At 48.9% G+C, this 13814-nt stretch carries 18 protein-coding genes; 11 read left to right on the top strand and 7 right to left on the bottom strand.

Annotation, left to right across the window (positions count from 1 at the left end; genetic code table 11):
* Nucleotides 1-11: 11 nt before the first annotated feature.
* Nucleotides 12-1598, bottom strand: a complete 1587-nt coding sequence (locus BOW51_RS02070; RefSeq protein WP_078476204.1) for a peptide chain release factor 3 — start codon at nt 1596-1598, stop codon at nt 12-14.
* 457 nt (nt 1599-2055) lie between these two features.
* Here BOW51_RS02070 and BOW51_RS02075 point away from each other — a divergent pair, with 457 nt between their 5' ends.
* The 5 genes from BOW51_RS02075 (at nt 2056) to BOW51_RS02095 (ending at nt 6332) form a co-directional block, all read left to right on the top strand.
* A complete protein-coding gene (locus BOW51_RS02075; protein ID WP_174564723.1) occupies nt 2056-2889 on the top strand; it encodes an adenylyl-sulfate reductase in 834 nt (277 codons plus the stop codon).
* A gap of 18 nt (nt 2890-2907) precedes the next feature.
* Entirely contained in the window at nt 2908-3390 is a 483-nt protein-coding gene (aprB, locus tag BOW51_RS02080) for an adenylyl-sulfate reductase subunit beta (RefSeq protein WP_078476205.1), read from the top strand.
* The gene (gene aprA, locus BOW51_RS02085) at nt 3390-5297 is read left to right on the top strand and encodes an adenylyl-sulfate reductase subunit alpha (protein ID WP_078476206.1); all 1908 of its coding nucleotides are present in this window, start codon (nt 3390-3392) and stop codon (nt 5295-5297) included. The genes aprB and aprA overlap by 1 nt, the downstream gene beginning before the upstream one ends.
* 109 nt (nt 5298-5406) lie before the next feature.
* Nucleotides 5407-5760, top strand: coding sequence for a hypothetical protein (locus BOW51_RS02090; protein ID WP_078476207.1), 354 nt, complete (start codon nt 5407-5409; stop codon nt 5758-5760).
* A 56-nt stretch (nt 5761-5816) separates the two neighbouring features.
* Complete coding sequence (locus BOW51_RS02095) at nt 5817-6332, top strand: FKBP-type peptidyl-prolyl cis-trans isomerase (RefSeq protein ID WP_078476208.1); 516 nt, start codon at nt 5817-5819, stop codon at nt 6330-6332.
* A gap of 108 nt (nt 6333-6440) precedes the next feature.
* Here the strand turns inward: BOW51_RS02095 and BOW51_RS02100 are convergent, their stop codons facing one another.
* On the bottom strand, nt 6441-6752 hold the full coding sequence (locus tag BOW51_RS02100) for a hypothetical protein (protein ID WP_078476209.1): 312 nt from the start codon (nt 6750-6752) through the stop codon (nt 6441-6443).
* A gap of 195 nt (nt 6753-6947) precedes the next feature.
* Here BOW51_RS02100 and BOW51_RS02105 point away from each other — a divergent pair, with 195 nt between their 5' ends.
* On the top strand, nt 6948-7679 hold the full coding sequence (locus tag BOW51_RS02105) for a hypothetical protein (RefSeq protein ID WP_078476210.1): 732 nt from the start codon (nt 6948-6950) through the stop codon (nt 7677-7679).
* Nucleotides 7680-7688: 9 nt separating this feature from the next.
* Nucleotides 7689-7988, top strand: a complete 300-nt coding sequence (locus tag BOW51_RS02110) for a hypothetical protein (protein ID WP_078476211.1) — start codon at nt 7689-7691, stop codon at nt 7986-7988.
* A 50-nt stretch (nt 7989-8038) separates the two neighbouring features.
* On the opposite strand, the gene BOW51_RS02115 is transcribed toward BOW51_RS02110, so the two are convergent.
* From BOW51_RS02115 to BOW51_RS02125, 3 genes are read right to left on the bottom strand one after another with little or no spacing between them, the layout of a single operon-like run.
* Nucleotides 8039-8671, bottom strand: a complete 633-nt coding sequence (locus BOW51_RS02115; RefSeq protein WP_078476212.1) for a hypothetical protein — start codon at nt 8669-8671, stop codon at nt 8039-8041.
* Between the two features lie 38 nt (nt 8672-8709).
* Nucleotides 8710-9777, bottom strand: coding sequence for a GNAT family N-acetyltransferase (locus BOW51_RS02120; RefSeq protein WP_245828359.1), 1068 nt, complete (start codon nt 9775-9777; stop codon nt 8710-8712).
* A 17-nt stretch (nt 9778-9794) separates the two neighbouring features.
* Nucleotides 9795-10145, bottom strand: a complete 351-nt coding sequence (locus BOW51_RS02125; protein ID WP_078476213.1) for a YciI family protein — start codon at nt 10143-10145, stop codon at nt 9795-9797.
* Nucleotides 10146-10429: 284 nt separating this feature from the next.
* Between BOW51_RS02125 and BOW51_RS11060 the strand changes: the two genes are divergently transcribed.
* Nucleotides 10430-10591, top strand: coding sequence for a hypothetical protein (locus BOW51_RS11060; RefSeq protein WP_167367213.1), 162 nt, complete (start codon nt 10430-10432; stop codon nt 10589-10591).
* Between the two features lie 142 nt (nt 10592-10733).
* On the opposite strand, the gene nadC is transcribed toward BOW51_RS11060, so the two are convergent.
* Complete coding sequence (gene nadC, locus BOW51_RS02130; RefSeq protein WP_135568002.1) at nt 10734-11567, bottom strand: carboxylating nicotinate-nucleotide diphosphorylase; 834 nt, start codon at nt 11565-11567, stop codon at nt 10734-10736.
* A 1-nt stretch (nt 11568) separates the two neighbouring features.
* Nucleotides 11569-11916, bottom strand: coding sequence for an FKBP-type peptidyl-prolyl cis-trans isomerase (locus tag BOW51_RS02135; protein ID WP_078476215.1), 348 nt, complete (start codon nt 11914-11916; stop codon nt 11569-11571).
* A 101-nt stretch (nt 11917-12017) separates the two neighbouring features.
* Between BOW51_RS02135 and BOW51_RS02140 the strand changes: the two genes are divergently transcribed.
* The 3 genes from BOW51_RS02140 to BOW51_RS02150 are packed head-to-tail and all read left to right on the top strand — an operon-like array spanning nt 12018 to nt 13704.
* Nucleotides 12018-12368 (top strand): thioredoxin family protein, encoded by a 351-nt coding sequence (locus BOW51_RS02140; RefSeq protein ID WP_167367214.1) that lies wholly within the window; start codon nt 12018-12020, stop codon nt 12366-12368.
* On the top strand, nt 12368-12931 hold the full coding sequence (gene ampD / locus BOW51_RS02145) for a 1,6-anhydro-N-acetylmuramyl-L-alanine amidase AmpD (RefSeq protein ID WP_078476217.1): 564 nt from the start codon (nt 12368-12370) through the stop codon (nt 12929-12931). The genes BOW51_RS02140 and ampD overlap by 1 nt, the downstream gene beginning before the upstream one ends.
* Nucleotides 12928-13704, top strand: coding sequence for a helical backbone metal receptor (locus BOW51_RS02150; protein ID WP_078476218.1), 777 nt, complete (start codon nt 12928-12930; stop codon nt 13702-13704). The genes ampD and BOW51_RS02150 overlap by 4 nt, the downstream gene beginning before the upstream one ends.
* The last annotated feature ends 110 nt before the right edge of the window (nt 13705-13814 follow it).

The following is a 13814-nucleotide window of genomic DNA, read 5'->3' on the forward strand; positions in this document are numbered from 1 at the left end:
TTTTGTTTTTATTATAATTCTCTTGAGGATGAGAAGGTTACATCAGGCCAACGTTCCTGCGCCAACGACAGGTTAACCCGTGTCGGTGCAAGGTAGACAAGTTGTCCATCGCCATCTTCGGCAATATTGTCATGATTCTTGGTTTTGAACTGCTCAAGTATCTTGGCATCATCACAGCTGACCCAGCGCGTTGTCTGCACACCAATCGCTTCAACTATCGCCTCGACACCATACTCACCCTTGAGACGGTGCACGGCAACATCAAACTGCAGCACACCAACTGCGCCCAGAATCAGGTCGTTATTTTTGAGTGGGCGGAAAACCTGGGTTGCGCCCTCCTCGCACAGCTGCAGAACACCCTTGTGCAACTGTTTCATTTTCAACGGGTCTTTGAGGACAACACGGCGGAAAAGCTCGGGGGCAAAATAGGGTATGCCCTCGTACTTTAAATCCTCGCCACCGGTAAAGGTGTCACCAATCTGGATGGTACCGTGATTGTGCAGTCCGATGATATCACCCGGCCACGCCTCCTCTACCTGCTTGCGGCTGTCGGCCTGGAAGGTGATCGCATTACTGATCTGAACGGTTTTACCGGTGCGCACCTGTTTCATCTTCATGCCCTTGGCATATTGCCCGGAACAGACACGCATGAAAGCAATGCGGTCACGGTGCGCCGGATCCATGTTCGCCTGTATCTTGAAAACAAAGCCACTAAATCCCTTTTCTGCCGGATCAACATCTCGTTCGCCAGCATGACGCGCCAATGGCGCCGGTGCATATTCAACAAAGGCATCGAGCAGTTCCTGTACCCCGAAATTATTAATTGCAGATCCGAAAAAGACCGGCGTCAGCTCACCTTTCAGGTAAGCATCAATATCAAACTCCTGCGTGGCACCACGGACCAGTTCAATCTCTTCACGCAAATCGTCCGCCATGTCTCCGATGACTTCATCGAGGCGTGGATTGTCCAGCCCCTCGATTATTTCACCGGTCGCAATTTTACCGCCGTGATTCGGGTTATAGAGATGCGTGGTATCACTGCGAAGGTCAAACACCCCTTTAAATCGCTTGCCCATGCCAATCGGCCATGTCAGGGGCGAACAGGGCATTTTCAATACATCCTCGATTTCGTCCATGATATCAATCGCATCGCGCCCCTCACGGTCGAGCTTGTTGACGAATGTGAGAATCGGTGTATCGCGCATGCGACACACTTCCATCAATTTAATGGTTCGTTCCTCAACACCCTTGGCGACGTCAATCACCATCAGCGCCGAGTCGACTGCCGTTATGGTGCGGTAGGTATCTTCAGAGAAGTCAGCATGTCCCGGGGTATCAAGCAGGTTCACGACCCGGTCGTTATAGTCGAACTGCATTACCGACGAGGTCACCGAGATACCGCGCTGCTTCTCGAGCTCCATCCAGTCCGATGTCGCGTGGCGAGCTGCCTTGCGCCCCTTGACGGTGCCAGCGAGCTGAATCGCACCCCCGAAGAGCAACAGCTTTTCAGTCAACGTGGTTTTACCGGCATCAGGGTGAGAGATGATAGCAAACGTGCGTCTCTTACTGATTTCATTGAGTAAATTGCTATCTGACAAAGCCTATTCTCCTGATTTACAGACAATCTAAGTACACATTTATATATATGCACTCTTGCCCGGACGCATTATACTAAAAAACCGGACATTCTAACCCCGAACGGTTTGGATGTCAGGTGAAAGTGAGATTTTGGCAAAGAAGCGTTAATTTGTGTCGTTGCGGGATGAATGACAGCACATCCAGGCGCTGACTGAAACAGGTCAGATTCTTGCAAGAAAGCCTTTCCCGGCCATGGAAATGACTGAAGCACAAAATCGGACTGCACAGCCATTCAAAAGATTGATAGAAGAAAAAGGAATGCTGATTAGCTAACATTAAATGTTACTAATATTATCCTTATCCGATTGACGGTTAATAGGGCCGTAGCCGCGAGTCAGGCCACGCTGAGTAATCATGCGTGCATCGAAACATACGAGATCAAAGACACATACGTCATGCAATCCTTGAGGAGAGACAATGATCACAGCTAATCCATTCAATGGACTTTTTCCAGACGCAATCATGCAGGGATACGTTATCGTAATGATCCTGCTGGTTATTGGCGGAACCATTATCGACATGATTCACAAAAAGAGTGCCCAGTACTTTTTTGAGAATTCCCAGAAACAGCAGGCAAATGCCAAGCGCACAGTAGGTGGTGGTCAGAAAATTGCCGCTCTCATTGGAGTTGTACTTAAAGAAGTGATGACATCAGGTGAGTTTGAAAACCCGATGCGCAGGATTTCACATCTCTTCACCATGTACGGTTTCATCCTCTTCGTTGCATCTACAGCAGTTCTGATCTTCGGTTACCCAACTTCAGCAGAAGCAGGCGTATGGCCAATGCTCTGGCACCTGGGTGCAGCCTCACTGGCCCTCGGCGGCTACTGGTTCTGGTTTGCCATCCGTGTAGACGTCTCTTCGGAAGGTCACAAGTGGTACCAGCTGGCAAAAGCTGACCTGTTCATCGTTTCTGCCCTGATGACTGTTACGTGGGCTCTGGTCTGGTCACTGTCCGGTGCAGGTAAAGAAGGTCTCAACGCGCTGTTCCTCGCACTGTTCATCCTTTCTGCTACCACACTGTTCAGTACTGTTATGTGGTCCAAGTTTGCACACATGTTCTTCAAACCAGCTGCTGCTTTCCAGAAGCGCATGACTAAGCTTGATGGATCACAAGAGAATCTTCCTGACCTGGGCGATCTGACCGATCCTGAGCTGCAGGCAAAGTTTCCTGACATTCCGGAATACATGGGCACCAACCCACCAAACATGGGTCCTGGTATCAAAAGCGAAGCCCCACAACACTATTAATAGTTAAGGAGAAACGAGATGCCAACTTTCGTATATATGACACGTTGTGATGGTTGTGGGCATTGCGTTGATATCTGTCCATCAGACATCATGCATATTGACCCGACTTACCGTCGCGCTTACAACATCGAACCAAACATGTGCTGGGAGTGCTATTCATGTGTAAAAGCCTGCCCTCACCACGCGATTGACGTTCGTGGTTATGCAGACTTCGCACCACTGGGTCACTCAGTACGTGTAATCCGTGATGAAGAGAAAGGTGTAATCGCCTGGCGCATCAAGTCACGTAACGGTGAAACTGACCTGAACCTGCTGGCTCCTATTACAACCAAGCCATGGAGAGAGCACATTCCTCAGCTGGCCGATGCGCCTGCTCCCAGCCAGGAAATGCGTAACAGTCAGTTACTGTTCAATGAGCCTAAATACATCCGTATGGATGATGGCAATATTCATACTTTGGAGTCTAATGGACTGCATATGGAAAAAGGGGTGTACTACTAATGGCTTACAAGACAGTTGTTGAAGACAATATTGATATCCTCGTAGCTGGTGCTGGCCTTGGCGGTACAGGTGCTGCCTGGGAAGCTCGTTACTGGGGTAAAGACAAGAAGATCGTTGTTGCTGAAAAAGCTAACATTGACCGTTCCGGTGCTGTTGCACAGGGTCTCTACGCGATCAACTGCTACATGGGCACCCGTTTCGGTGAAAACAACCCTGAAGATCACGTCCGTTACGCTCGTATCGACCTGATGGGCATGGTTCGTGAAGATCTGCTGTTTGACATGGCTCGCCACGTTGACTCAGCTGTTCACCAGTTTGAAGAATGGGGCATGCCTATCATGCGTGATCCCAAGAGCGGTTCTTACCTGCGTGAAGGCCGCTGGCAGATCATGATTCACGGTGAATCCTACAAGCCTCTCGTTGCTGCGGCAGCGAAGAAGTCTGCTGACAAGGTATACAACCGTATTTGTGTTACCCACCTGCTGATGGATGATGCCAAGGAAAACCGTGTTGCCGGTGCTGTAGGCTTTAACGTACGTACTGGTGATTACCACGTATTCAAATCCAAGACCGTTGTTGTTGGCGCCGGTGGTGCTTCCAATATCTTCAAGCCACGTTCAGTTGGTGAAGGTGCCGGTCGTGTATGGTACGCACCTTGGTCTTCTGGTTCTGCTTACGGCCTGATGATCCAGGCTGGTGCAAAGATGACCCAGATGGAAAACCGTATCGTACTGGCTCGTTTCAAAGACGGTTACGGCCCGGTTGGTGCTTACTTCCTGCATCTGAAAACCTACACTCAGAACTGTGATGGTGAAGAGTACGAATCCAAGTGGTTCCCTGGTCTGCAGGAAATGGTAGGTAAAGAATACCTGGATATGGAAGCTTCACACGTTTCTCACCGTCCAATTCCTACTTGTCTGCGTAACCACGCATTCATTAACGAGGTAGCTTCCGGTAAAGGTCCCATCCACATGGTCACCATGGAAGCGTTCCAGGACCCGCATCTCGAAGAGATCGGTTGGCACAACTTCCTGGGTATGACTGTTGGCCAGGCGGTACTGTGGGCTGCAACTGACGTTAACCCCAAGTATGAAAACCCTGAACTGACCACTTCTGAGCCATACGTTATGGGTTCACACGCCACCGGTTGTGGCGCATGGTGTTCCGGTCCTGAAGATCTCTCTCCTGATGAGTACTTCTGGGGCTACAACCGTATGACTACCGTTGAAGGCCTGTTTGGTGCTGGTGACGCTGTTGGTGGTACTCCTCACGCCTTCTCTTCAGGTTCATTCACTGAAGGTCGTCTGGCTGCTAAAGCTGCCTGTGCATACATTGACGATGGTAAAGCAGAAGGTATGAATGTTTCACAGGAGCAGATCGACCGCCGCAAGGCAGAGGTCTTCAAGCCAATGGAACACTACAAGGTCTATCGCAATGAAATCGTTGCCGGTACTGTAGCGCCTAACTACATCAATCCACGTCAGGGTCTTGATCGCTTGCAGAAGCTGATGGACGAGTACGCTGGTGGTGTGACGGTCAACTACATGACCAACGAGAAGCTGCTTAGCATCGGTCTGAAGAAAATGAAGACCCTTGAAGAAGATCTGGAGAAGATTGCAGCAGAAAACGTTCACGAACTGCTGCGTGCATGGGAACTGAAGCATCGTCAACTTGCTTCTGAGTCTGTTATGCATCATACCCTGTTCCGTAAGGAAACTCGCTGGCCTGGTTACTACTATCGTGGAGACCACATGAAGGTTGACGATCAGAACTGGCATGTACTGACAGTTTCACGTCGTGATCCAAAGACTGGTGAATACACGATGGAAAAAGCTCCTCTTTATCACCTGGTAGGAGATATCGAAGATAAAGCCCTGGCTGACATGAAGTCTAAAGAGGGTATTTAAAGTACCAAACGGAAGTCCCCTCGGGGGCTTCTGTTTGTCTTTAGAAGAGGCCAATAGTATTATTGGCCTCTTTTTAATTGCATGTTAGCAAGCTAATCAAGAGCAACAAATGAATATTATTGACAAGACAGATGAAGAGCTCCTGGAAATCGGCATCCCATGGTGGGAAGAGCTGATCAAGTTTTCCAACAAGGGGCAGTACGGAAAATTCATCCGCAACTTCTCCTATGACCTGTTACTGGGTTTGAATGAAGTTGAACTCGGCAAGCAGTTTTCCAGAAGCGACTTGACGCGCAGTCTTTCCGAAGAGTATGACTTTCTTGGTTTTATCCGTCGTGGTGAACATGTGACTCTTCTGTTTAGAGTACGCAGTACCAAGAAAGAAGGCGAATGGCTGGGCAGAATGGTTCTCGGACACGATAAAGAAGGTGAAGTGAAGATTTTTGGTGCATCAATCTTCTGATACCCATCCGCGACAGACTGAATTGATACATTTCATTTTATTAGAAGTAAATTACCATGAAAGAAACCATCCAACATAACAAGTACGTCGAATTGAACTACAAGGTTCTCGATGAAAAAACCGGTCAGGTTCTATCAACGGTAGAATTCCCGATAGGTTATGTACATGGTGCAGACCAGGTACTCGCTACACAGGTTACCGCCCAACTGGAGGGGCAGGCTGAAGGTGATGTCATCGAAGTTCCGATCGACGGCAACCTGATCTACGGAGCTCGTGATGAAGGTCTCGTTTTTACTGATAACATCGAAAACGTACCGGAAGAGTACCGCGAGGTCGGCATGAAAGTCCTGATGGAAAGTGAAAAAGGTGAGCCAAAGGAATTCATTGTCACGCGCATGGACGACAAAACCCTGACGATCGATGGTAACAACCCGTTATGTGGCAGAGACCTGCTTTTCAAGCTGGAAATCCTGAAAGTCAGGGATGCTACGCCTGAAGAGATCGAGGCCGGTACAAAAGTTGTTAACGGGCCGGATATCGATGTAGACCCTGATCGAATTGTTCCGATCTGAATCAAGCTGGCCACGGAAACACTGGCCAACTCCCCTCTCCACTATGGTCTGGCTATGGATTTGCTGAATCCCTGCTTTCGCGGGGATATTAGCTATCAATGATCAGGCTTAAGAATGGAACAGCTTTTTCATAACACCCATCATGAATTCGTAAGTATACGAATTCTCACCGCAATGGATTAATTCGTCATCATTTCCCCTGAATGTCAGGTATGGCTTGACCACCACACCGTCCGCTTCGATTCTGGTGGTGTCATCAAGAATGCTGGCAATACTGAATCCTATGCTTGCCGTTGCATCCTCTAACTGCTGTCCTTCAAGGCCGGCTTCGACGAGCTTGACCATGACTGTTTCAGTGATCTCGGCAATAAAAACCTTCTGCAATTCTTCGAATTTTTCAGTGTCTAGAGTAAGTTCCATATTTTTTTGAACCCTTGTGGAAGCCCTTGATAAATTTGCACAATTTTACCATATCAGAGGCAGTGAAAAATCCCGCAATTTAACTGATTAGATTAATTACCTCTCTATTCATGTACTAATTCATTCCCTGTAAAGTGCAATATAGATGGTATTATTTCCCTTATTGATCAGCATCGTTATACGACTTAACAATCTATGAGCTCACTTGTCATCGGAATACCAACCATTGCCAACCAGGCATTGGAAATAATGAAACGCGTTATCAACGAGAACGAAAAAACGCAAAAGATTACAGACCAGGCAGCAGGCCCCTTGCCATTAGCTTCTGCCATGTCAGACTTTTTTGAACTTGCTTCCGGGATCGAGCAGAAAGAAGGCCCACAACCTGAAAGCGAGGCGATTTCAGAACTTGCCCATTACGCACTGGATCTGCTGGACCGCCTCGCATCCCAGTTATGGCACCTGGATATTCATGACCAGCGGGATAACATGGCGCGTCTCTTTGCCTCCCTTGCGGTGTGGTTTGCACGTCAAAATGCAATGCTGGAGAATCTGCAGGCTACAGCTGACAGCTTTGCGATCCTGGTCAATGGAGAACAAGACTCCGGTGAGCTCGCCAACTTGAGTCGGCTTATCGATGAAGTACTTGAATCGGCCTCGGATGAGATAAAAACGGACGAGGACAGAAGTGACCCATGGCGCCCCTGGCGAGTGCTCAATCTGAATTCAGGAGTGGCAGCCACGCGTGCCTTGGATACGCAGCTGATGCAAAGCATTTTTGAGCACATGGAACACCGCCTTCCTTATGACCTGCCGGGCTTTTTTGCTGACGGTAAAAGACAGATGGAATCACAGGACGTACCGCAAGAAGTGAATAACCTGATAAGCCAGTATGCAGAAAAATGGCCATTCAATTCATCACACTAAAATGATTCTATGAAACTGGTACAAAAACATTTTCTTAAAGGCATCCAGGAGTTTGAACTGCTGGATGATGAAGTCCGTGTGCGCATCAAGACGCCGTTCAAGGAGAAAGAGAAATCGGTGCCTTTGTCGATTCTGAATCCGGAACCCGTTATCGAAAATTCACGCCTGAATTTCCATAGCCGGGTCAAGTGTGGCCCCCTGCTATCGCTTTATCTGAATAAACCCAATACTGAAGAATTCAACGCTTTTGTGGAAGCAGTAAAAGAGAAAGCGCTGAAAGAGTACAATGCCTTCGCAGGAATCAAGTAACCCCTGATCAAGACATAATCCTTGATCAGAGGCTGCCATGCCTCTCTTGGCTAAAATGAAAAAGGATCGTCCGACAGCAAGGTGGCAATATAGGGGGCATAGGTCAAAACAGCACCTTGAGTTGAACCCAATGCATGAAACTCATTCATCACAGTTGAAAGGTGTTCCTCACTCTGCGGATTTGTCTTAAGTGCTTCCAATGCTGACAAAAACGGGGCAATATCCTCGGTTCCAATATGCTTTGAGAGCATGTTGATAGCTTCCTCAATCCCTTCAGCTGTGACCTCCTTATATTTTGCTGTCGGTGCCGTATCAGGCTCATCGAATGCCGGTGGTTCTTCGTAAACATTTCCTTCCAATCCAGAAGGCTTGCCAGTTTTAAGTCCTGCGAAAGCGCTGAATTCCTCTTGTATTTTTTGTTTCAGAAGCGTGACGAAGGCATTGAACTCCTCAGCATTGGGTTTAGCCAGGTAAAGTGACAGCAACGCTTCATTGTTGACGCGACTGGTAAACTCAAGGCGGGATTTACTGATTACCGGCTCCTGGTTCAAGACCGTCAGCATCACTGTCAGTGACTCTTCTTTTTTAAAAGGCAACTTGATCTGGACATTGACCGTATCATCAATGATTTCAAATATCCGGGTGCCTTTTAAAGGGTGTTTTTGTACAAGTTTGGTAACCATAATGAATCCGAATTTAAAATGAAATAAGGCGGAATAAATTAACTGCTAGCCAGTGAACCTTTAAACCGTTTTACCCAGTTCTTGAGGGAAGAATCAAACCACCCGCTCTTGCTATTCGAGATACGTGGTTTTCCACAATATAAACTGAAACGCTCTCTGCGTTCTGACATCCAGTCCTGTTTGTAGGCATCATTACCGGTCAGGAAATCTATCTCCTCGACCTTGTCGGTCTCAATCACATATTCCATCAGGTAACTGATAAGAATGGAGCCTGGTGAATATTGCTTCCAAACCTCATCATAAGCCAGCTTGAAGATACTCGCCTTGCCATGAACCACAAACCAGAACTGAGCTGCTGCAGGCTGCCCATCGATATAGAGAATAGCGAGCCTCAACCAGCCCGGCTCTGACAAACTGTAGGCAAGGCCTTTAACAAACCCGCCAAAGAGTTCTTTCGCTTTCCAACTCGCTTTGTAAACAGCATTGAAATCTGCAATTGCCTGTTCCAGGTCCTGGTTTATAAACAGGCGGATCTCGTATCCATGCTCACGCTCAAGCTTGCGCTTTTTACGGGCTACCGTATTACGTACCCTCGCTGGTCGAGCACCTAGGTACTCTTCAAAAGATTGGCCGTTTACCCGATGTATCCAGTTATAGAAACGCATCTTGTGATGGCATTCAGCCCCTGATGCTTCGATAACTCGCTGCAGGCTTCGTATATTTTCATCATTTTCAGCCACGGGATCCAGACGCAATGGATAAACTGGTAATTCAGTTAAACCTTGAACCATGCATTCGAGAATTTTCTGTCGATTTTTCTCTGCAAGCAACAGGCTATAAAGCGAAGAGTACAAGTGCGTGAGAATGGTCCATTGTTCACTATCGCGCTTCATCAGCGGCAGGATAGCCAGCACATCCTCCCCTTTTACGACACAAGCCAGCAACATAGACTGGCCATTTTCCAGGGCAGTATTGACCAGGTTCTCAAACCATGGGCGCGAAAAGAAAACACTCTCCTTGCTACCCTCTGCAAAAAGGGCATTGGCACTCTCTGGTAGCTGATTCCAGTCAGCGTAACAGACAAACTCCATCTCTGATTTGTCCAACTGGTGCAATAATCGAGCTAATTGGCCTTCTCGCTACCGCCTTCGCCAGGATTGCCTTGCATCTCGAGCATCTCGGATATTTCCAGCGTGCCTTTGATCTCAAGGAAAGGACAGTCGCGTGCAGCTGCCAGTGCTTCGTCCATCGATCCCATTCTGATGATGCTAAGACCCGACATGCCTGTCGTTGTTCCAAGCTCGGTCTTGCCATCAGGATGAACTGTATGAGTATCTTTGAAGGGTATCGCGGCACTCACTACTGCATCCCCGAGTGAAGCCAGCCACTGTTGGTATCTTTCAAAATGCTTTTGCCCTTCTCCGGGGCTGGACGGGAGTTCTCCTCCCAGGTAAAAGACCATATATTGCGGCATAACTGACGCTCCTGTATAAAAGGAGACTCTGATTCAGAGGCTCCAAAACATAGTAAATTCAAAAATTTACCGGATTTTAACGGAAACGGCCTGTGTAATCACAAAAATTTGCCATAAATAATATTGATCTGAATAGAAATTTAAAGATACTCAATCATGCTGGTCACCCGTGTAATTCTGCTTTAAAATCCAGTTTCCAAAATATTTTTATTGATGGTGTTGTGATAGTTCTCAACTGCTTAATCATGCAGTGGCAATCACAACCTCAAAGCAAAAGGTGATTTATGAGCGAACCAGCTAAAACCAGACCTGTAGTTCCTGAAGGCAAATCCCGTTTTCTGGTAACACGTCAGAAAGCAGCGAATGAAAAAGGTTTCGTAGGCTATGACACTATCTGGGAATCTTTCCAGAAAGAAGTTGACTACCAGACTCCAAAGCGCCCATAAGCTGGATGTAGTCGCTCAGCCTTTCGCTGACACCGCAGTACAAAATGATAAGGGTTACCTGTTTTGAAAAAGGTAACCCCTTATTATTTATTCCAACGAACACATCATCAAACACGAGCCTGCCCTGCTGAACCGGGCAGAATCAATCCTCGAACAGCATCGACAGGTCCAGCGCCCTGACATGCTTGGTCAGTGCACCGATTGAAATATCGTCAATCCCGGTCTCGGCCAGTTCGCGAATCGTCTCAAGGGTGACATTGCCGGAGACCTCGAGGCGTGCCCTTTTGGCATTCAGCTTGACCGCCTGTTTCAGCATCTCGAGTGAGAAGTTATCCAGCAATACACGTTTGGCATCTGCATCAAGTGCTTCCTGCAACTGCTCAAGTGTCTCAACCTCGATTTCGACCTCGACATCAAACTCATTGCTGAGAGCCATCACGGTATGAATCGATCCGGCTGCTGCGATGTGGTTCTCCTTGATCAGGATCGCATCATAAAGACCAATCCTGTGATTCTCACCACCGCCACACAGAACCGCGTATTTTTGCGCCAGCCGCAGGCCGGGAATCGTCTTGCGGGTATCCAGTATTCGGACACCCGTTCCCGCTACCGCATCAACATAAGCGGCCACCGTAGTTGCCGTGCCGCTCAATGTCTGCAGAAAATTCAGTGCCGTACGCTCACCAGTCAATAGCGTCCGCGAAGGCCCGGCAAGATAACAAATCGGTTGATCTTCAACCAGCCTGTCACCATCCCTGGCAAGCCAGTCGATTTCAACTTCTCTGCCAAGCTCGTAAAAAACCGCATCGACCCAGGCGCTACCGGCTAGTACGCCAGGCTCGCGTGCAAGAATGGTCGCACGGTCGAGCGCTTTCTCCGGTACCAGTGAAGCTGTCAGGTCGCCGTCGCCGATATCCTCGGCAAGCGCACCCGCAACCTGCTGGTAAATCGATTCACCCGGAGGTAGTTGAGGCATATCAGGCATCGACCGCGAGCAGTTCAACATCAAAAACCAGCGTTGCATTGGGTGGAATTACACCACCCGCTCCAGCGGCACCATAGCCGAGCTGTGGCGGAATCGTCAGCTGACGCTTACCACCAACTTTCATTCCGTCAACACCCTCGTCCCAGCCACGAATGACCATGCCGCGCCCAAGTGTGAACTGAAACGGATCGTTTCGATCATGGCTCGAATCAAACTTATCGCCGCCCTCTAGCCAGCCGGTGTAATGTACGGTAACTCGTGCACCAGTTACGGCCTCGTCGCCTGAACCTGTTTCCAGGTCTTCAATCTTGCGCCCCGAATCTGTTATACGTTGTGACATAATTATCTCCATGGTGGTATTTGCGCAAATCATGCGGCGCATACCCAATGTAAAAATCAGATGCTGATTTTATGCCAAAACAGGCGGGAAAACACGGCGTAATGCAAACCGAAAACAACTTGCCCGAACTTGACCAGTACAACTTTCATCATCGCATCAGCGAGATGTCGGGGCACACAGTGGTGTTTTTCACTTCTCCTGACTGCGGTGCCTGCCGTGCTGCACGCTTTGCTCTTGCATCATTGCGTGAAAAAAATGGCCTGCGAGTCTACGAGGTCGACGCCGTGATGAATCCTGCACTAACCAATGAATTCGGTTTTTTCCACCTGCCATCGCTCTATCTCTATATCGATGGTGACTATCATGCACAAATCCAGTCCGAGGCAAATCCCGACTCACTGGCACATGCCATCGAAACGCTCACCGCAATGCCCGCCGAGGAAGAACCCTGATGCCTGAGAATGCTACCTGGCTCGACAATGCCCTGAGCTGCCCTTCACCCAACTGCGATGAACGTGCTGCTGGTGAACAGGTCTCCCTGCTGGTGATTCATAACATCAGCCTGCCACCCGGCAAGTTTGGTGGCCCATGGATAACCGACCTGTTCCTGAACCGTCTCGATGCGGGTGCCGATCCCTACTTTGAGGAGATCGCAACCCTGAAGGTCTCATCTCATCTGCTGATCCGCAGGGATGGCGAACTGATTCAATACGTTCCTCTCAACATGCGAGCATGGCATGCCGGGCAGTCGAACTACCACGGACGTGAAGCCTGCAATGATTTCTCCATCGGCATCGAACTTGAAGGCACAGACGATACTCCTTATACAGGTGAACAGTATCGTCGGCTGGTCGAGGTGACTGTACAGATCATGAACATTTACCCGGCCATTACACCGAAACAGATCACCGGACACAGTGACATAGCACCCGGGCGCAAGACAGATCCCGGACCGGCATTTGACTGGACGCGATATCAGAAAATGCTCAGGGAAGAGTCCAAAAACAACGCATGAAACAACTTCTTGCTCTACTGTTACTGCTTTCATACGTGACCATTCAGGCACAAGACTCCTCCCCGCAGAGGATTATTGCCTTGTCGCCGCATGCAGCAGAACTGGTCTATTTTGCCGGCGGAGAAAATCGTCTCATCGGTGTGTCAGCGTTCAGTGACTTTCCCGCATCAGTCAAAACACTGCCGCGTGTGGGAGATGCCAACGGCTTTGACCGCGAACTGCTGCTGAAATTGAAACCGGACCTGGTGATTGCCTGGAAACAGAGCCTCGACAGCCATGACATCGAATGGTTGCAAACAGAGTCATTCCGGCTGTTTCTCAGCGACCCCATGTCACTCGATGCGATTGCAGATGAAATCGGCAGGCTCGGGGAAATACTCAATACGCAGAAATCAGCTCAAGAGAGTATCGACACAATGGAACAGGCGCGCCTCGAACTGAAAGCGATAGCTGCAGCCCGACAACGTCCTGTACGAGTAATGCACCAACTGTGGAACTCACCCCTGATGGCGCTGACAGACAGCTCCATGGTTTCTGCGGTACTTGAACTGTGTGGTATCGAAACACCTGTGCACGTGGAAAACAGGCTCTCTGCAACACTATCCAAAGAACAGATGTACACAGCAGAAATTGACGTCATCATCGTCGATGACAAGGGTCAGATTGAACCGGTCAATCCGAACGGTGTTCATGTTGTCAGGGTCGATACGCTGAAGCTGCATCGTGCTTCGCCGCGGATGCTTGAAAGTGCATTAGAACTGTGTAGAAAGTAATGAACTGAATTCGTTCGCTGCGCGCCAAGGAGAGAGAATCGAAGGCGCGTAGTCCCCGGTAGCCACTAGGCGAGACTGTTTTTCTGACGTGCGCCAGCGCCAAAGGAAAA

It is taken from the genome of Solemya elarraichensis gill symbiont (genome assembly GCF_002021095.1).
Classification (GTDB): domain Bacteria; phylum Pseudomonadota; class Gammaproteobacteria; order Chromatiales; family Chromatiaceae.

Excerpts from the sequence above, each read along its gene's own strand:
- nadC (WP_135568002.1), bottom strand. The coding sequence starts at position 11,567 with ATGCCTCAACTACCTCCGGGTGAATCGATTTACCAGCAGGTTGCGGGT.
- BOW51_RS02125 (WP_078476213.1), bottom strand. The coding sequence starts at position 10,145 with ATGCCGCAATATATGGTCTTTTACCTGGGAGGAGAACTCCCGTCCAGC.
- BOW51_RS11060 (WP_167367213.1), top strand. The coding sequence starts at position 10,430 with ATGAGCGAACCAGCTAAAACCAGACCTGTAGTTCCTGAAGGCAAATCC.
- BOW51_RS02090 (WP_078476207.1), top strand. The coding sequence starts at position 5,407 with ATGAATATTATTGACAAGACAGATGAAGAGCTCCTGGAAATCGGCATC.
- BOW51_RS02115 (WP_078476212.1), bottom strand. The coding sequence starts at position 8,671 with ATGGTTACCAAACTTGTACAAAAACACCCTTTAAAAGGCACCCGGATA.
- BOW51_RS02150 (WP_078476218.1), top strand. The coding sequence starts at position 12,928 with ATGAAACAACTTCTTGCTCTACTGTTACTGCTTTCATACGTGACCATT.
- aprA (WP_078476206.1), top strand. The coding sequence starts at position 3,390 with ATGGCTTACAAGACAGTTGTTGAAGACAATATTGATATCCTCGTAGCT.
- ampD (WP_078476217.1), top strand. The coding sequence starts at position 12,368 with ATGCCTGAGAATGCTACCTGGCTCGACAATGCCCTGAGCTGCCCTTCA.
- aprB (WP_078476205.1), top strand. The coding sequence starts at position 2,908 with ATGCCAACTTTCGTATATATGACACGTTGTGATGGTTGTGGGCATTGC.
- BOW51_RS02095 (WP_078476208.1), top strand. The coding sequence starts at position 5,817 with ATGAAAGAAACCATCCAACATAACAAGTACGTCGAATTGAACTACAAG.
- BOW51_RS02100 (WP_078476209.1), bottom strand. The coding sequence starts at position 6,752 with ATGGAACTTACTCTAGACACTGAAAAATTCGAAGAATTGCAGAAGGTT.
- BOW51_RS02140 (WP_167367214.1), top strand. The coding sequence starts at position 12,018 with ATGCAAACCGAAAACAACTTGCCCGAACTTGACCAGTACAACTTTCAT.
- BOW51_RS02135 (WP_078476215.1), bottom strand. The coding sequence starts at position 11,916 with ATGTCACAACGTATAACAGATTCGGGGCGCAAGATTGAAGACCTGGAA.
- BOW51_RS02110 (WP_078476211.1), top strand. The coding sequence starts at position 7,689 with ATGAAACTGGTACAAAAACATTTTCTTAAAGGCATCCAGGAGTTTGAA.
- BOW51_RS02075 (WP_174564723.1), top strand. The coding sequence starts at position 2,056 with ATGATCACAGCTAATCCATTCAATGGACTTTTTCCAGACGCAATCATG.
- BOW51_RS02105 (WP_078476210.1), top strand. The coding sequence starts at position 6,948 with ATGAGCTCACTTGTCATCGGAATACCAACCATTGCCAACCAGGCATTG.